Source organism: Pseudomonas viridiflava, from assembly GCF_900184295.1.
Taxonomy (GTDB): domain Bacteria; phylum Pseudomonadota; class Gammaproteobacteria; order Pseudomonadales; family Pseudomonadaceae; genus Aquipseudomonas; species Aquipseudomonas viridiflava.
The window spans coordinates 620,578-636,741 of the sequence record NZ_LT855380.1 but is presented as its reverse complement, the minus strand read 5'-3'; the positions used below and the strand labels follow the sequence as shown (position 1 = coordinate 636,741).

Sequence of the window (16,164 nt, the reverse complement as noted above, 5' to 3'; positions counted from 1 at the left end):
GAACGCCTTGAGCTATTGGGTTGCCTTGTCGAGCACCTTGTTGGCCTTGTCGGCAGCACGACTGGCCGTGTGCGCTGCCTCGCTGGCAACCGTGGCGGCGCTTTCGACCTTGCCAGCGGCTTCGGTCGTACTCTCGGCCAGCCGGTCCAGACGAAGATCGCGCCTGCCCAGTGCTGCGTCGTAGGCCTTGCGCACCTCGGCCAGCTGTTGAGTGTGTTCGGTATTCGCCGACCATTGACCGGCCTGAAACCCGAGCATCAGGCAGCCTGCGATCATCAACGCGGCGATCACCCAGACCTCGATCTGGCGCCAGGCGCGACGGGCGATGAAATCAATTACGCATCTGTGCATCGTTGGCACCTCCGAGCTGGGAACGAAGCCGGGCTATCTCGGCGCTTTGGGTGGTCACCTTGTCGGTGAGCTGCACGATGTGGCTGGTCAGCGCTTCGATCTTGCCCTCCATGCGGCCAACGGCTGCGGCGAGTTCGTTGCGCTCCTTGGCGAACTGATCAGCCCGCGCTTCAGCCTCCTTGCGAATCTGTCGCTCGGAGTCGAGCAGTTCATTGAGGCGCCGGACGGTGCCGATGTCGGCGTTATCCATCGCCCGGTCGGCGGCGTCTCTGGAAAGAAACTTGCGCAGCCATAAAAAGCCGCCAAGCAGAATGGTGCCAGTGCCGCCCAGCCAGGTAGCTGTGCCTGGTCCAAGGTCGGTTGGGTCCATCTTTGCTCCACGCATAAAAAAGGCCGCACAGTGGCGGCCGGGGAAATCCATGACGGTAGTCCGCCAGGGCGGGCTTCGGGGCGGATCACGAATGACCCGTTTCAACAGTTGCGCGGCCTGCCTTGAGCAGCAGTTCCGAGGCGCAAATCGCATATCGTGGGACCTTTTTACCCCCCTCCGGAAAGGCTGGGAAGGGGCAATTTCGGGGTGGGTCGAGTTTGACCGGACTTCAACCCGAGTTCGACCGCAGCTGTGCAGTCAACCCGGATGAGCGGTGCGAAACACCGCGTGATCCGACGCGAAATCAGGCTCTGTGTGCGACCTCCTTCCTGTTGCTTCGAGAGGCGCTACGCGCAGAAAGCGCAGCCAGGATGCTCTGATGGAGCTTGTCGACCCAGTTGCGGTAGGTTCGATCGGCGCCTTCATTAATGCCCAGCAAACGCATCTGCTCGCGCACCGGCAACGACTCCACATAACGCAGGGTGGCGAGCTGCGCCAATTCAGGTCCTCTGCTCCTGGCCGGGCTGCGCGCCATCTCGGCAACAGCGGCTTCGACTTCGCTGCTTATATAGTCCATGCCGCTGCCATTGCCGATCAGCGAGCGCGAACCCGGCGTGCTGCGGGGAATGTAAGCGCCCCATTCCATGATCCCGGCCATCGGGCTACTCAATCCGCCGCTCAGCCCGATGCGATTGCGCTGCTCGCCCCAATGCATCATCACCGCTTCTACTTCTTCAATCATTGTGTCGCTCCTGACTTCTGTACAAAGAACGCCTATCGACGTCCTCAGGAAAGGCAGACAATACAATCTGTATTTTTTATACACAACACGCCATTACAATGTGTATATTGAAGAACACCCTACAGCCTGTATGATTCGACGCATGAATAAATGGTATGAAGTCGCGAGACAGGTCATGGATACCCAGCAGATCAGCCAGGAAGAAATGGCTGAACGCATGGGGGTTACGCCCGGCGCGGTCGGGCATTGGCTGAACGGCAAACGCGAGCCCAAGATCGAGGTCATCAATCGATTGCTTGGCGAGCTGGGCCTGCCGATCCTCACTACCTCCATCCCTTGGAACGAGCCCGGACAGCAGAACGTTGCGCCAACGGAGCAGCCTTCGCGTTTCTATCGCTACCCGGTGATCAGCTGGGTCGAAGCCGGTGGCTGGAACGAGGCGGTCGAGCCCTATCCGGTCGGTTACTCGGACACCTTCGAATTGAGCGACTACAAAGCCAAGGGCCGAGCCTTCTGGCTGGTGGTGCGCGGGGATTCGATGACGGCACCCGCAGGCCAGAGCATTCCGGAAGGCATGTTGATTCTGGTGGACACCGGCATCGAGCCAACCCCTGGAAAGTTGGTGATTGCCAAGCTCCCGGAAAGCAATGAGGCAACGTTCAAGAAACTGGTCGAGGACGCCGGGCGCTACTTCCTGAAGCCGCTCAACCCTGCCTATCCCACCATCGCGATCAGCGAAGAATGCAAACTGATTGGTGTTATCCGGCAGATGACCATGCGCCTCTGATCACCGTGGTGATCCCCAAGCCTCGCACAGCGAGGCTTTTTTATGCCCGGCATTCGGGGTCATGACTTCCAGATAGGAAAGGTTTGCCGCTTGCGTGGGAAATATTACTCAACTACTGTACGCACATACAGTAAAAAGGAGTTCACGCATGCAAAACCTGAGACCTGAAGCCTCGCAACACGATGCCTACCTGACGCTCGCCCAGCGTATCCAGGACCTGATCACCAGCCCCAAGGCGCAGATAGAGCACCAGGTACTGTTAGTCCGGGAGCCTGGTGAATCACCTGTTCATTGGGAGCAGATCGTCGAGCAGATCAGCGAGGCCGAGGGTATCAACGTGACGCGTAACTTCGAAAACGGCTCGGTCAACGTGTCGTGGTACGTCGAATCCGCAGACGCGTACTAATACAAATCGTATTTAAATATACAATCTGTATTGCGCCACTCCGCTACATATCGTATTGTTTGTTCGCACCTCGTCATGGAGTACGAACATGCAGACCACACGACCCAAAGCACGCTGCCCGGTGTATCTGCACCCGGCAGCCTGCGACAGACATCTCATCGAGATGATCCAGCGGCAGACCGGGCAGTTCCTGGTCCTGACAAATTCCAGCCACAGGCCCTCGCCTGCCATCAATACGCACCCTGCCCCGTCAGGTGGAGACGCGGCATGACGCTACGCCTTTCATCTGCACCGACACAACCACAAGGAGTCACGGAATGAACGACATACTCGACCAGCTTCGCAAGGAATTCGCCACGCCGTGCCCATCGCTGAGTGCCGTGCGCGAGCGCTACTTCTCCCATCTGTCCAACGACCGCAACCTGCTGCGCAAGATCAACGCCGGGCGTATCGCCCTGAAGGTCAGCCGCACCGGCGGCACGCGCCAGGGCCATCCGTTCGTCTACCTGCACGATCTGGCGAATTACCTCAACGATATCGTCACGGACAGGGCCGCATGATTTACGCCAGTGATAGGCCAACCATTGGGCGGTAACTTTCGATAGCGCTGGCGGTCATGAAGAGGCTTGCTACGTTTCCTAGACAGAATAAAAAACAGGAAAGGATCTTTCTCATGATCACGATATCAAGGCGATGGCCCTTCGCGGCCTGTCTGCTTTCGCTGGCCTGTAGCACGGCCGTTGCCGCGCCTTACTCGACCATGGTGGTGTTCGGTGACAGTCTGGCCGATGCCGGGCAGTTTCCCGACACGGACGGACCTGCCGGTTCGACCCTGCGCTTCACCAATCGGGTCGGGCCGACCTATCAGGACGGCAGCGGCGAGGTTTACAACCTCAACTCGTCCACGCTTATCGGCAGAATGCTCAACGTTCCTGCTGGCGATCTGGCCGCTTCGACCTCACCCGTCAACGCTGCGCTGGGTCTGCCGGATGGCAACAACTGGGCGGTGGGCGGCTATCGGACCGACCAGGTTCTGGACTCGATCACCACGCAGTCCGACGCGGTGACGCCCATCACCAGCGGATCGCAGACCGTTCTGCGCAGCCGCCCGGGCTATCTGCCGACCAACGGGTTTCGTGCCGATCCGAACGCGCTCTATTACCTGACCGGAGGCGGCAACGATTTCCTGCAGGGCCGCGTACTGAGTTTCGGCGATGCCGAGGATGCCGCCGACCGTCTCGCCGACAGCGCGCAGGTGCTGCAGCAGGCGGGCGCACGCCACATCATGGTCTGGCTGCTGCCGGACATCGGCCAGACGCCTGCGTTGAGCGGCACGGTGCTGGAGTCCTTGACGTCCAGGCTCAGCGCCCGATTCAACGAGCAGCTGGTCAGCCGCCTTTCACAGATTGATGCGCAGATCATCCCGCTCAACGTGCCGCTGCTGATCAGCGAAACCCTGGCGCAGCCTGCGCGATTCGGCTTCGATCCAAATGAAGACCTTGTCGGCACCTGTTTCAGCGGCGACAGCTGTGACGAAAGCGCCACCTTCGGACGCTCAGGCACAACACCTGATCCGACCAAGCTGTTCTTCAACGACCGCGTTCACCCGACCGAAGCCGGGCAGCGGCTGCTGGCCGACTATGCGTATTCATTGTTGTCGGCGCCCTGGGAAATCACCCTGCTGCCTGAAATGGCCAACAGCACCCTGCGTGCTCATCAGGACGAGCTGCACGCCCAATGGCTCAGCGACTTTGGCAACTGGCAGGCGGTCGGCCAATGGCAAGGCATCCTCTCGGCAGGCGGTCAGAAACTGGACATCGACGCTCAGGACACCGCTGCAGATGCAGACGGCAAGGGCTACAACCTGACGATCGGCACCAGCTACCGTTTCGCCGAAAACTGGCGCACGGGTGTCGTTGCGGGCGCCTATCGACAGAATCTCGAGGCGGGACCGCGAGATTCGGACTACAAACTCAACAGCTACATCGCCACCGCGTTTCTGCAGTATCAGGCCAACCACTGGTGGGGTGATCTGGCGGCCTCGGGCGGCAAACTGGATTACGAGAACGCCGAGCGCAAGTTCGCATTGGGCGTGAGCCAAGGTCAGGAGAAAGGCGATACCGACGGTGAAATGTGGGCTGTGAGCGCACGTGTCGGCTTCGACATCGCAGGCACGGCCAGTCGCTGGCACCTGTCGCCGTTCATCAGCGCGGACTATGCGCACATCGATGTGGACGGCTACTCAGAAGAAGGCGCTCGTTCGACAGCTCTGACCTTCAGCGACCAGACGCGCAAATCCAAACGAGCAGGCGTGGGTTTGCAGGGCAAGTTCCAGGTCACTCCATCGACGCAGGTCTGGGGAGAAGTCGCGCGTGAACGGGAGTTTGAAACCGATCAGCAGGACGTGACCCTGTCGCTCAACAGCGTATCGTCCATCGACTTCACGCTGGACGGCTACACGCCGCAACGCAACCTCAACCGCGCCACACTGGGCGTCAGCCAGAAACTCACCCAGGACCTCACGCTGCGCGCCAACTACAACTGGCGCAAGAACGATGACGTGACCCAGCAAGGGGCTAACGTGGCGCTGAGCCTGAACTTCTGAGTGAAGGAATGGGACGCGAAGCGTCCCCGGATGCATGCGGAAGATGATCGTTCCCACGAGAGCGCTCATCGTTATACACAAGTCTGCCTCGACACTGATCGTGCCCATCGCTCCGCGTGGGCATGCATCCCGTGACGCTCCGCGTCACAAATGGCACAGATTGCGGATTCATTGAGCCGAGCGCATGACGTGGATAACTCTGGAGCTTGACCACGCATCTTGCGCCACATTCAAGAGCGGACGCGGAGCGTCCTGGGAGGCATTCCCACGCAGAGCGTGGGAACGATCAGCATGACCTCAAGCACTCCGATCATGCCCATCCATGCTTGTGCTCAGCGTTATACCCGTATCTTGCTGCGACCACGGACTGTGGAGGCTCTCACTCCGCTGCGGTCTGCTCCGCCAGCGCCACTGCGCGGAACATCGCGCGGCGTTTGTTGAGGGTTTCTTCCCACTCCAGCGCAGGCACCGAATCAGCCACAATCCCGCCGCCCGCCTGCACATGCAGTTCGCCGTTCTTGATCACCGCCGTACGAATCGCGATGGCAGTGTCCATGTTGCCGTTCCAGGCAAAGTAGCCCACGGCGCCGCCGTAAACGCCACGCTTGACCGGTTCCAACTCATCGATGATTTCCATCGCGCGAATCTTCGGTGCGCCGGACAAGGTGCCCGCCGGCAGAATCGCCCGCAGAGCGTCCATCGCCGTCAGGCCTTCCTTCAACTGGCCGGTGACGTTGGAGACGATGTGCATCACGTTGGAATAACGCTCGATGACCATCTTCTCGGTCAGCTTGACTGTGCCGATCTCCGATACCCGACCGGTATCGTTACGACCCAGGTCGATGAGCATCAGATGCTCGGCGATTTCCTTATCGTCGGACAGCAGGTCTTTTTCCAGCGCCAGATCGGCTTCTTCGTTGGCACCGCGCGGGCGGGTACCTGCAATAGGACGCACAGTGATGAGGTTGTCCTCGACCCGCACCAGCACTTCCGGCGAACTGCCAACGACATGGAAATCGCCGAAGTTGAAGAAGTACATGTAAGGCGTCGGGTTGAAGCAGCGCAGCGCCCGGTACAGATCGATGGGCGCGGCCTTGAAGTCGATGGACATGCGTTGCGACGGAACGACCTGCATCACGTCGCCCGCCAGGATGTACTGCTTGATGGTATCGACTGCGGCTTCGTAATCGCCCTGAGTAAAACTGGAGCGGAATACCGGATCGGGCGCAGGAGGACGGTCCAGATCCAGACCACGGCGCGGCGTGATTGGCTGACGCAGTTTGTCCATCAGTTCATCAAGCTGCTTGCGCCCATGCTCATAGGCATCCTGCTGTGCAGGATCGACCAGCACGATGGCGTGCATCTTGCCCGCCAGGTTGTCGAACACCACAACCGCATCGGACACCATCAGCAGGATATCGGGCACGCCCAGTGGATCCGGGTTCGGGCAGTTGGCCAGGCGCTTCTCGACATAACGCACGCAGTCATAACCGAAATAACCGACCAGCCCGCCATTGAAACGCGGCAGACCGGCGATGGTCGGCACGTTGTAGCGCGCCTTGAATACTTCGACGAACGCCAGCGGGTCTTCCGATTCGTGAGTTTCGATCTCGACGCCATCGTGGGTAATGCTGACGCGATGGCCATGCACACGCATCACGGTGCGACATGGCAGACCGATGATCGAATACCGCCCCCACTTCTCGCCGCCCTGCACCGACTCCAGCAAATAGGAGTTCGGCTGGTCGGCCAGTTTCAGGTAGATCGACAGCGGTGTGTCGAAGTCAGCGAGGGTTTCGCGGGCAAGCGGAATGCGGTTGAAGCCATCAGCGGCCAAACGCAGGAATTCTTCACGGTTCATGAGCAACCTCGTGGTTTGAGGATAAAACGGTCAGTAAGGCAAACGCACCGGCAGGCCGGCCAGAAACAAGTCAGGCGCGCCAACGCCAGCGGGCCAGGGCCTTCATGACTTTCATCCAGAGTTTGCGAGTGACCACCACGATGGAATCTCTAAAGGAGGGACGTTCGATGTCGGGCAACAGTATCTCAGCGTCCTGATCCAGGCAACCGGGAATCAGCTTGCGCAGATCATCGATCACCATCGCCGGAGACTCCTCGGCAATCGGGCGACCATGGTTGTAGCCGTAGCTCATCGCAACGCAGGCCACACCGGCAGCCTTGGCAGCCTGCACGTCGGTCCGCGAGTCGCCGACGAACAGGGATTGCGAGGCCGGAACACCGGCCATTTTCATGACGAAAAACAACGCCGCAGGATCGGGCTTCTTTTGCGGCATGGTGTCGCCACCGACGATCCAGCGAAAGAACCGGCCCAGCTTCATTTCATCGAGCAACGGCGCAACAAAGCGCTCCGGCTTGTTGGTGATGAGGGCCATCTGCACGCCCATCTTCTGCAGCCACTTCAGAGTTTCCCGCACGCCCGGATAGACCACAGTGAACTCGTGCTTTTGCGCGTAGGCTTCCATGAAGATGTCCAGCCCGCGCTCGGCCAGCGCGTCATCGACATGGCTGTGGTCGATGTCATTGGCCAGCGCACGACGCACCAGCACCGGCGCACCGTTGCCAACCCAGGCGCGTACCGACTCAAGCCCGGCCGCAGGACGACCCAGCTCAAGCAGCATTTTGTCCACGGCGACGGCAAGGTCCGGCACGGAGTCCACGAGGGTTCCGTCCAGATCGAACATGATCAGCTTGGGCAGTTGACCTGCAAACAGCTGCTCGAAGCCGCTCATGCGTGGGCAGACGCCAGTTCGGCACGCATTTTCTCGATCACTTCGCGGTAATCGGGCGCGTTGAAGATGGCAGAGCCTGCCACGAAGGTATCGGCACCGGCAGCCGCGATTTCGCGGATGTTGTTGACGTTGACGCCGCCGTCGATCTCCAGACGGATATCGCGACCCGACGCATCGATCAGCGCCCGTGCTTCACGCAGCTTGTTCAGCGTGCCGGGAATGAACTTCTGGCCACCGAAACCGGGGTTGACGCTCATGAGCAGGATCATGTCGACCTTGTCCATGACGTACTCCAGCAGGTTCAAGGGCGTCGCAGGATTGAACACCAGACCCGACTTGCAGCCGCCTTCACGGATCAACTGCAACGAGCGGTCGATGTGCTGAGTGGCTTCAGGGTGGAAGGTAATGTACGTGGCACCGGCTTCGACGAAATCGCCGATGATGCGGTCCACCGGGCTGACCATCAGGTGCACATCGATGGGCGCTGTAACGCCGTACTTACGCAGCGCGCTGCACACCATCGGACCAATGGTCAGGTTCGGGACGTAGTGGTTGTCCATGACATCGAAATGCACGAAGTCCGCGCCTGCGGCCAGCACATTGTCGACTTCCTCACCCAGGCGGGCGAAGTCAGCGGAAAGAATCGATGGGGCAATAACGAAGGGCTGCATGACGCACCTGTTTGAGCAGAATCACAGTGGCGCGCATTGTACTCCAACGTTTCTGGATATGTCGCAGGTGCACTCTGGATGTTTTTGTCAGGCATTCAGCGGGTAAATGTCAGAGATCGCTTCATGCCTGATACAACCCGAGCAATTGTCGGAGGCGTCCGATGCGCAACGGCATCAGGCCGCCTGCGTCCTCAATTTCTCGCTCCGCCCACGCAGCCACTCCAGCACCAGCAGCAACACCACCGAAAAACCGATCAGCAGGGTGGCGGCAGCGGCGATGGTCGGGCTGAGGTTTTCGCGGATACCGCTGAACATCTGACGTGGCAATGTCGCTTGCTCGGGACCGGCGAGAAACAGCGTCACCACCACTTCATCGAACGAGGTCGCGAAGGCGAACAGCGCACCGGAAATCACGCCCGGCGCGATCAGGGGCAAGGTCACGCGGCGAAACGCAGTCAGCGGCGAGGCGCCCAGGCTGGCCGCTGCACGCACCAGATTGTGATTGAAGCCCTGCAACGTCGCCGACACCGTGATGATCACGAAAGGCACACCCAGCACCGCGTGCACCAGAATCAGCGAGGTATAGCTGTTGCCCAACCCGAGCGGTGCGAAAAACAGGTAACTGGCGACCCCGACGATCACCACCGGCACCACCATCGGCGAGATCACCAGCGCCATGACCAGCGCCTTGCCGGGGAAGTTGCCCCGCGTCAGGCCAATGGCCGCCAGCGTGCCGAACACCATGGCCAGCACGGTCGCGGCCGGAGCGACGATCATGCTGTTCTTCAGCGCACGCATCCACTCGGCAGAGTTGAAGAAGTCCTGATACCACTGCAGGGAAAAGCCTTGCAGCGGATAGACCAGAAAGCTGCCGGAGTTGAACGACAGCGGAATGATGACCAGCACCGGCAGCACGAGGAACAGCAGCACCAGCGCACAGATGATGCGCAGCGCGAAATACCAGATACGCTCGATCGGCGATGTGTAAGGATTCAGCATGGTGACGCTCCTCAGCTCAGACGCAGGCGGCTGGCGCCGACCAGCCAGCTATAAATCAGATACAGCACGATGGTCGCCAACAGCAGCAGACCTCCCAACGCTGTGGCCATGCCCCAGTTGATGCTGGTGTTGGTGTAGAACGCGACGAAGTAGCTGACCATCTGATCGTTCGGGCTGCCCAGCAGGGCCGGGGTGATGTAGTAGCCGATCGACAGAATGAACACCAGCAGGCACCCGGCACCGATCCCGGCGTAGGTCTGCGGGAAGTACACGCGCCAGAAGCTGGTGAACGGATGACAGCCCAGAGAAATCGCGGCGCGCATGTAGGTCGGGGAGATGTTCTTCATCACGCTGTAGATCGGCAGGATCATGAACGGCAGCATGATGTGCACCATCGAGATGTACACACCCACCCGATTGAAGACCAGTTCCAGCGGCTTGTCGATAATGCCCATCGCCAGCAACGCGCTGTTGATCAGTCCGCTGGACTGGAGCAATACGATCCAGGCCGCAACCCGCACCAGAATCGAGGTCCAGAACGGCAGCAGCACCAGAATCATCAGCAGGTTGCTTTGCCGTGAAGGCAGGCTGGCGAGCAGGTAGGCCAGTGGATACGCCAGCACCAGACAGATGACGGTAATGACCAGTCCCATCCAGAAAGTGCGGGCGAAGATGTCCAGATAGATCGCTTGATCGGGGGTCGCGGGGGCCACTTCACCGAGGTCATCGATGCGATGATCCAGCGCGGCCAGTACGTAATACGGGGTGATGCTGCTGGTGTTGCGGCGCACGGCCTGCCAGTAGGCAGGATCGCCCCAACGCTCATCCAGCGCTTCGAGCGCTTCTTTATAAGAGGCAGGCTCAGTCTTGAACGGCAACGCACGAGCCGTCTTGCTCAGCAGGCTGCGATAACCGGCCAGCTCTACGTTCAAGCGTCTGGACAGATCGCCCAAGGTCGAATTCTTGCGGGTTTCAGCCAGGTCCAGGCTCATTGCCTTGTAGACCGACTCGGGCGGCAGCCCTTTTCCATCCCATTTCTGGACTTCGATCACGGTGCTCGGCAAGGCGGCAACGACTTCCGGGTTATCGACGCTTTTGTAGAGCAGCGCGGCGATAGGGACCAGAAACACCAGCAACAGGAAGATGACCAGCGGAGCGATCAGTGCCTGGGCCTTCCAGCGGTTGACCCGCTCTGCGCGAGCAAGACGTTGCTTCAAGTTGGGGCTGGCGCCTTCAGTCAGGGGCACGGCGATGGCCATAGCGAACTCCGGAATCTTTCAACGAAGGGTGTTCCCCTTGGTACAGGGAACACCCGGATCTAACGCAACGTGACGCGCTTACTTGGCAGCCCAGGCAGTGAAACGCTGCTCCAGGGATTCGCCGTTGTCAGTCCAGAACGACACGTTCATCTGCACCTGATCCTTGATGTTCTCAGGGGTCGTCGGCATGTTCTGCAGGGTTTCCTTGTCCAGCAGCGGTACCGCCTGAGTGTTGGCCGGGCCGTAGGCAATGTTCTGCGAGTAGACCTTCTGCTGTTCCGGGCTCAGGCTGTAGGCGATGAATTTCTTCGCAGCTTCAGCGTTTTTCGAACCCTTTGGAATGGCCCATGCGTCGAAGTCGTAGACGCCGCCAGTCCACACCACTTTCAGGTTGCTTTCTTTCTGTACGGCGGCGATGCGACCGTTGTAGGCCGAGCTCATCACCACGTCGCCGGAGGCGAGGTATTGCGGCGGCTGTGCGCCAGCTTCCCACCACTGGATGTTCGGCTTGAGCTCATCGAGCTTCTTGAACGCGCGGTCCTGGCCGTCTTTGCTGGCCAGCACTTTATAGACGTCCTTCGGCGCAACGCCGTCGGCCATCAGAGCGAATTCCAGGGTGTACTTGGCGCCCTTGCGCAGGCCACGCTTGCCCGGAAATTTCTTGGTGTCCCAGAAATCCGCCCAGCCGCTCGGTGCGCTGGCAACCTTGTCGGCGTTGTAGGCGAGCACAGTGGACCAGACGAAGAAACCGGCACCGCAGGTGGTGATGGCGCCCGGAACATAGTCGGAAGCCTTGCCCAGCATGGCCGGGTCAAGTTCCTCGAACATGTCCTCGTCGCAGCCACGCGCCAGCTCCGGCGACTCGACTTCTACCAGGTCCCAGGACACGCTCTTGGTGTCGACCATGGTCTTGATCTTGGCCATTTCACCGTTGTACTCACCGGCGATGATCTTGCCGTTACCCGCCTTTTCCCACGGCGCGTAAAAGGCTTTTTCCTGCGCGGACTTGTTGGCACCGCCAAAGGAAATGACCGTCAGGTCAGTGGCTGCCATGGTCTGCGCTGCGCACATCATCCCCAGGGTGATGGCGGTGAACTTCAATGATTTCAGCATTTATTCTTTTCTCCACGAGCAGTGTTGGTAAGCGATTGGAATGGGCGATCGATTCGCCTCTGTTATTGCTTTTATCGATAGATCAATGCACTTGCTGCAAGGGGTCGAGCGCGCGAACGTGCTCGACTTGCCATCCGATGGGCACCACGTCACCAACGCTCAGCGCAGGGTCCAGCTCGGCGATGGGCTGCTTGACGAAGAAGTCGGTCTTGCCTGCCACTTCCAGACGCACACGCACGTGGTCGCCCAGGTAGATGAACTCGGCAACACGGCCAGAGAAACGATTGGTGCAGCTCTCGCTGCGGCCATTGAGGTGGATGCGTTCCGGGCGAATGGACAGCGTGACCGGACCGCCCGGCTGCCCGACGTTGATCGCCAGCGCGTGGACTTTCTCACCGCGCTCCAGCTCGACGACACAGCGGTCGCCATCCTGGCTGACCAGACGGCCGTTGAGGCGGTTGTTCTCGCCGATGAAGTTGGCCACGAAGGTGTTTTTCGGCTCTTCATACAGGCTGCGCGGCGGCGCGATCTGCTGGATTTCACCCTGATGGAACACCGCCACGCGGTCGGACATGGTCAGGGCTTCGCCCTGGTCGTGGGTCACGTACACCACCGTCACGCCGAGGCGCTGGTGGAGGTGCTTGATCTCCATCTGCATATGCTCACGCAGTTGCTTGTCGAGTGCGCCGAGGGGTTCGTCCATCAGCACCAGCTGCGGTTCGAAAACCAGCGCGCGGGCAAGGGCCACGCGCTGCTGCTGGCCGCCGGACAACTGGGCCGGATAGCGATGCGCGAACGTATCCAGCTGGACCATGCCCAGCGCACGTTTCACTTTCTCGCCGACATCGGTCTTGCTCATGCCACGCACCGACAGCGGGAACGCGAGGTTCTCGGCCACCGTCATGTGCGGAAACAATGCGTAATTCTGAAACACCATGCCGATGTCGCGTTTGTGCGGCGGCACGTTATTGATGGCACGGCCGCCGAGCAGGATTTCACCGGCAGTCGGGGTTTCGAAACCGGCCAGCATCATCAGGCTGGTGGTCTTGCCGGAACCGGACGGTCCGAGCAGGGTAAGAAACTCGCCTTTGCGAATATCCAGGTTGAGGTCTTTGACGATCAGTGCTTCGCCGTCGTAGCTCTTCTGCACACCACGAAAGCTGACCAGAACATCACTTGCTCCAGCGCTTGTATCGACGTCGCTCATTACCCACACCTTTGTTTTCTGTCTGCGTGGCTCGAAGACTAGAACAGCCCGAAGCCCCCGCAAATCGGGGCTGATGAGAGATTAGCCTAGGCAGGCTGGAAGGCCAGGGGTAGGGATTGCCCTACAAGGATGGCGGGGATGGGTATGTCTTCTAAACTGCGCGGAATCAGGTGGGAGCGGACTTGTCCGCGAAAAGTAGCCAACCCTGAGCATCTGCGTCGCCTGACCCATTCTTCGCGGACAAGTCCGCTCCCACGGGTCGGTGTCCAAAACTCTGATACATGTCGTTTTCAGACTCAGAGCAGCTTGTGCTCCATCGCATATTTCACAAGGTCAGCCAGCGAGTTGAGCTTCATTTTCTGCATCAGGCGCGCCTTGTGGGTGCTGATCGTCTTGCTGCTCAGTGCCAGTTGCTGGGCGATGTCGTTGACGTTCGCGCCCTGGGCCAGTCGTTCGAATACCGAAAATTCGCGCTCGGACAGCAGCGAGTGCAACGGGCGGTTGTCGGTAAGGCCCACTTCGAACACCATGCGGTCGGCCAGTTCGGGATCAATGTAACGCCCGCCTGCCGCCACGCGACGGATCGCCGTCAGCAGCAGCGCCGGATCGCTGTCCTTGGTGGCGTAACCTGCGGCACCGACCTTCAAGGCGCGGGCCGCCATCTGCGCCTCGTCATGCATCGACAGCACCAGAATGGCTGGCGGATTGTTCAGGGCACGAATTCTCGGGATCGCTTCAAGTCCGTTGACACCCGGCATGGAAATATCCAGCAGCACCACCTCGCAAGCCACGTGGCGCAGCGTCTCCAGCAGTTGCTCGCCATTGCTCGCCTCGCCCACCACCTGCAGGTCCTTGGCCAGGCCGATCAACTGCTTGATGCCCTCACGCACGATGGTGTGGTCTTCGGCTACCAGTACACGGATCACTTTGCTCGCTCCTGTCCAGCGGGGTCCAACGGAATATAGGCGCGCAAGGTTGTGCCCTCACCCAGCTCGCTGTCCAGCTCCAATCGACCGCCCAGCATCAATACCCGTTCGCGCATCCCGACCACGCCGAACGACGCCGACCTGCCGGACTCGATGACAAAGCCCTGCCCGTCGTCGGCAACCGTCATGCAGAGCATGTCGCGCTCGAGCGTCAGGCTGATTTCGACCGTGTGCGCCTGCGCGTGGCGCATAACATTGGTCAGCGCCTCCTGAAGGATCCTGAACATCCCCGTCGCCTTCGCATCGCTGAGCGACGGTAGATTATCCGGAACCTGCACCAGACACGGGATCTGCGTGCGCGCCTCGAAACGCCGGGCCTGCCACTCGATGGCCGACGCAATGCCCGCATCGAGAATCGGCGGTCTGAGCGCGGTCGCCACATCGCGTACCAACTGGAACAACTGCGCGATCAGCTTCTTCATGCTGCCCAGCCGTTCTCTCAGGCCGGGGTCCAGATCGGCGTAGGCCAGTTCGCACATCGAGGTTTCCAGCTTGAGCACGGTCAGCATCTGCCCCAATTCGTCGTGGACCTCGCGGGCGATCCTGGCTTTTTCTTCTTCACGCACGCTTTCCAGGTGAGCCGACAGTTCACGCAACTGATCATGGGCGCGACGTCGTTCGCTGACATCGCTGAGGAAGACCACCAGATATTCCGCCTCGCGAAAGCGCAGAAAGCTCAGCGACACATCGACTGGCAATACGCTGCCGTCGGCGCGCACACAATTGGTCTCGAACAACTGCGGGCTTTCTTCAGTCGAGCGAGCGTTTTTCCACAGGTTGAGCCAGCGATCCATATGCAGGCTGGGATCGAAATCAATCAAGGGCCTTTCGACGACTTTACCCGGCGCATAACCGAGCATGGTTTCTGCCGCCCGGTTGGCGTAGCGCACGCGGCTGTCCCAGTTGACCCAGAGAATGCCGACGGTGCTCTGGTCGATGGAAAACTGCGCCAACCGTAGCGACTCCTCGCCTTGCACCCGGCGGGCGATGTCATCGCGGGCCGTGAGCAACTCCTGCTCGAGCGCCTGCTGCTGACGACGTTGCCAGATCACGATGGCGAAACAGGCCAGCAGCATCACCAGCAGCAGGATGCACAGGTTCTGCCAGAGGCCCGGTGATTCGCTGAAATGCGAAGGCGTCAGCGGCATCCAGCGGGTGTGCAGTTGGTCCAGTTCTCTGGCCGGAATGGCACGCAACGCTTCACCGATGATGTCCGCAAGCTCCGGGGCATCCCGGCGCGACGCGACCCTCAGCAACAGCGGCAGGCCGATGTCGCCCACCACCGCAAGACCTGCAAACTCGGGCTCGCGCAGCAGGCGACTGAGCTGGGCTTCATCGGCCACGGCATAGCGCGCCTGCTGACTGAGCAGCAACTGCAAGGCCTGACGCTCCAGCGGTACGCCTTGCAGATTCAGGTGCGGGTAATTGCTGCGCAGGTAATCGGCCGTGGCGCTGGGCATGCGCACCGCCACTCGGGAGAGACTGTCGAGCTTGTCCAGATCCACGGCGGTGCTGCCGTCCCGTTCGCCGATCAACAACTGGGACACTCGCAGATAGGGATCGGAGAACAGCCAGAGCTTGAGTCCTGCAGGCGTTTGGGTCAGACCAGGCGCAACGTCCACTTCGCCCTCGGCCAGCGCTTTCTCGAGCGCAGCCTGATCAGCGAAATTTCGCCACAGCAATTCCACCGGCAGCGTGGCCGCCAGGGCATTCATGAACTCGACGTTGGCCCCCGACAACTGCTGCAGGCGCTGATCGAACTGCGCATAGGGCGCACGCAGGACAAGGCCGACGCGCAACGGGCCATGCTGTTTCAGCCAGTCGCGCTGCACCGGACTCAGTTGGGCACGTGCAGCAATGTCAGATGCATCGAACTGTGCATTTGCCGCCTGCGCCATCAAGAGCACAGCCAGGCAGC

The 16,164-nt window shown here is 60.3% G+C and carries 16 protein-coding genes; 4 read left to right on the top strand and 12 right to left on the bottom strand.

The genetic code is table 11. The features are described from left to right. Positions 1-12: 12 nt before the first annotated feature. The 3 genes from CFBP1590_RS03060 to CFBP1590_RS03050 all read right to left on the bottom strand — a co-directional run bounded on the left by CFBP1590_RS03060 (position 13) and on the right by CFBP1590_RS03050 (position 1,463). Positions 13-351, bottom strand: a complete 339-nt coding sequence (locus tag CFBP1590_RS03060) for a hypothetical protein (RefSeq protein ID WP_025995968.1) — start codon at positions 349-351, stop codon at positions 13-15. Beyond that, entirely contained in the window at positions 332-721 is a 390-nt protein-coding gene (locus CFBP1590_RS03055) for a DUF3450 domain-containing protein (RefSeq protein ID WP_004885392.1), read from the bottom strand. Before CFBP1590_RS03055 ends, CFBP1590_RS03060 begins: the two co-directional genes overlap by 20 nt. A 304-nt stretch (positions 722-1,025) precedes the next feature. Then, entirely contained in the window at positions 1,026-1,463 is a 438-nt protein-coding gene (locus CFBP1590_RS03050; protein WP_088234464.1) for a hypothetical protein, read from the bottom strand. Between the two features lie 175 nt (positions 1,464-1,638). Between CFBP1590_RS03050 and CFBP1590_RS03045 the strand changes: the two genes are divergently transcribed. The 4 genes from CFBP1590_RS03045 to estP all read left to right on the top strand — a co-directional run bounded on the left by CFBP1590_RS03045 (position 1,639) and on the right by estP (position 5,261). After that, positions 1,639-2,250, top strand: coding sequence for a LexA family protein (locus CFBP1590_RS03045; RefSeq protein WP_025995966.1), 612 nt, complete (start codon positions 1,639-1,641; stop codon positions 2,248-2,250). Positions 2,251-2,398: 148 nt separating this feature from the next. Beyond that, entirely contained in the window at positions 2,399-2,656 is a 258-nt protein-coding gene (locus CFBP1590_RS03040) for a DUF1654 domain-containing protein (RefSeq protein WP_088234463.1), read from the top strand. A gap of 317 nt (positions 2,657-2,973) precedes the next feature. Continuing rightward, positions 2,974-3,216, top strand: a complete 243-nt coding sequence (locus tag CFBP1590_RS03030; RefSeq protein ID WP_004885381.1) for a pyocin activator PrtN family protein — start codon at positions 2,974-2,976, stop codon at positions 3,214-3,216. Positions 3,217-3,329: 113 nt separating this feature from the next. Further along, the gene (gene estP, locus CFBP1590_RS03025) at positions 3,330-5,261 is read left to right on the top strand and encodes an esterase EstP (RefSeq protein ID WP_088234462.1); all 1,932 of its coding nucleotides are present in this window, start codon (positions 3,330-3,332) and stop codon (positions 5,259-5,261) included. Positions 5,262-5,640: 379 nt separating this feature from the next. Here the strand turns inward: estP and trpE are convergent, their stop codons facing one another. The 9 genes from trpE to CFBP1590_RS02980 form a co-directional block, all read right to left on the bottom strand. Then, a complete protein-coding gene (trpE, locus tag CFBP1590_RS03020) occupies positions 5,641-7,122 on the bottom strand; it encodes an anthranilate synthase component I (protein ID WP_029243360.1) in 1,482 nt (493 codons plus the stop codon). Positions 7,123-7,192: 70 nt separating this feature from the next. Then, positions 7,193-8,011, bottom strand: coding sequence for a phosphoglycolate phosphatase (locus CFBP1590_RS03015; protein ID WP_025995962.1), 819 nt, complete (start codon positions 8,009-8,011; stop codon positions 7,193-7,195). Continuing rightward, complete coding sequence (gene rpe / locus CFBP1590_RS03010; RefSeq protein WP_029243361.1) at positions 8,008-8,682, bottom strand: ribulose-phosphate 3-epimerase; 675 nt, start codon at positions 8,680-8,682, stop codon at positions 8,008-8,010. Before rpe ends, CFBP1590_RS03015 begins: the two co-directional genes overlap by 4 nt. A 174-nt stretch (positions 8,683-8,856) precedes the next feature. Then, positions 8,857-9,681 (bottom strand): ABC transporter permease, encoded by an 825-nt coding sequence (locus tag CFBP1590_RS03005; protein WP_004885370.1) that lies wholly within the window; start codon positions 9,679-9,681, stop codon positions 8,857-8,859. Between the two features lie 11 nt (positions 9,682-9,692). Next, positions 9,693-10,940 (bottom strand): ABC transporter permease, encoded by a 1,248-nt coding sequence (locus CFBP1590_RS03000; RefSeq protein WP_004885368.1) that lies wholly within the window; start codon positions 10,938-10,940, stop codon positions 9,693-9,695. A 78-nt stretch (positions 10,941-11,018) separates the two neighbouring features. Further along, positions 11,019-12,053 carry a polyamine ABC transporter substrate-binding protein gene (locus CFBP1590_RS02995; protein WP_004885367.1) on the bottom strand — a complete coding sequence of 345 codons (1,035 nt, stop codon included), beginning with the start codon at positions 12,051-12,053 and terminating at the stop codon, positions 11,019-11,021. A gap of 82 nt (positions 12,054-12,135) precedes the next feature. Further along, positions 12,136-13,260 (bottom strand): ABC transporter ATP-binding protein, encoded by a 1,125-nt coding sequence (locus tag CFBP1590_RS02990; RefSeq protein ID WP_025995960.1) that lies wholly within the window; start codon positions 13,258-13,260, stop codon positions 12,136-12,138. Positions 13,261-13,556: 296 nt separating this feature from the next. Further along, positions 13,557-14,186, bottom strand: coding sequence for a response regulator (locus tag CFBP1590_RS02985; protein WP_004885362.1), 630 nt, complete (start codon positions 14,184-14,186; stop codon positions 13,557-13,559). Continuing rightward, complete coding sequence (locus CFBP1590_RS02980; RefSeq protein ID WP_374729054.1) at positions 14,183-16,144, bottom strand: sensor histidine kinase; 1,962 nt, start codon at positions 16,142-16,144, stop codon at positions 14,183-14,185. Before CFBP1590_RS02980 ends, CFBP1590_RS02985 begins: the two co-directional genes overlap by 4 nt. Positions 16,145-16,164 lie beyond the last annotated feature (20 nt).

What these genes read in the sequence shown, in the direction of transcription:
- CFBP1590_RS03060 (WP_025995968.1), bottom strand. Translation starts at nt 351, where the DNA reads ATGCACAGATGCGTAATTGATTTCATCGCCCGTCGCGCCTGGCGCCAG.
- CFBP1590_RS03055 (WP_004885392.1), bottom strand. Translation starts at nt 721, where the DNA reads ATGGACCCAACCGACCTTGGACCAGGCACAGCTACCTGGCTGGGCGGC.
- CFBP1590_RS03050 (WP_088234464.1), bottom strand. Translation starts at nt 1,463, where the DNA reads ATGATTGAAGAAGTAGAAGCGGTGATGATGCATTGGGGCGAGCAGCGC.
- CFBP1590_RS03045 (WP_025995966.1), top strand. Translation starts at nt 1,639, where the DNA reads ATGGATACCCAGCAGATCAGCCAGGAAGAAATGGCTGAACGCATGGGG.
- CFBP1590_RS03040 (WP_088234463.1), top strand. Translation starts at nt 2,399, where the DNA reads ATGCAAAACCTGAGACCTGAAGCCTCGCAACACGATGCCTACCTGACG.
- CFBP1590_RS03030 (WP_004885381.1), top strand. Translation starts at nt 2,974, where the DNA reads ATGAACGACATACTCGACCAGCTTCGCAAGGAATTCGCCACGCCGTGC.
- estP (WP_088234462.1), top strand. Translation starts at nt 3,330, where the DNA reads ATGATCACGATATCAAGGCGATGGCCCTTCGCGGCCTGTCTGCTTTCG.
- trpE (WP_029243360.1), bottom strand. Translation starts at nt 7,122, where the DNA reads ATGAACCGTGAAGAATTCCTGCGTTTGGCCGCTGATGGCTTCAACCGC.
- CFBP1590_RS03015 (WP_025995962.1), bottom strand. Translation starts at nt 8,011, where the DNA reads ATGAGCGGCTTCGAGCAGCTGTTTGCAGGTCAACTGCCCAAGCTGATC.
- rpe (WP_029243361.1), bottom strand. Translation starts at nt 8,682, where the DNA reads ATGCAGCCCTTCGTTATTGCCCCATCGATTCTTTCCGCTGACTTCGCC.
- CFBP1590_RS03005 (WP_004885370.1), bottom strand. Translation starts at nt 9,681, where the DNA reads ATGCTGAATCCTTACACATCGCCGATCGAGCGTATCTGGTATTTCGCG.
- CFBP1590_RS03000 (WP_004885368.1), bottom strand. Translation starts at nt 10,940, where the DNA reads ATGGCCATCGCCGTGCCCCTGACTGAAGGCGCCAGCCCCAACTTGAAG.
- CFBP1590_RS02995 (WP_004885367.1), bottom strand. Translation starts at nt 12,053, where the DNA reads ATGCTGAAATCATTGAAGTTCACCGCCATCACCCTGGGGATGATGTGC.
- CFBP1590_RS02990 (WP_025995960.1), bottom strand. Translation starts at nt 13,260, where the DNA reads ATGAGCGACGTCGATACAAGCGCTGGAGCAAGTGATGTTCTGGTCAGC.
- CFBP1590_RS02980 (WP_374729054.1), bottom strand. Translation starts at nt 16,144, where the DNA reads ATGGCGCAGGCGGCAAATGCACAGTTCGATGCATCTGACATTGCTGCA.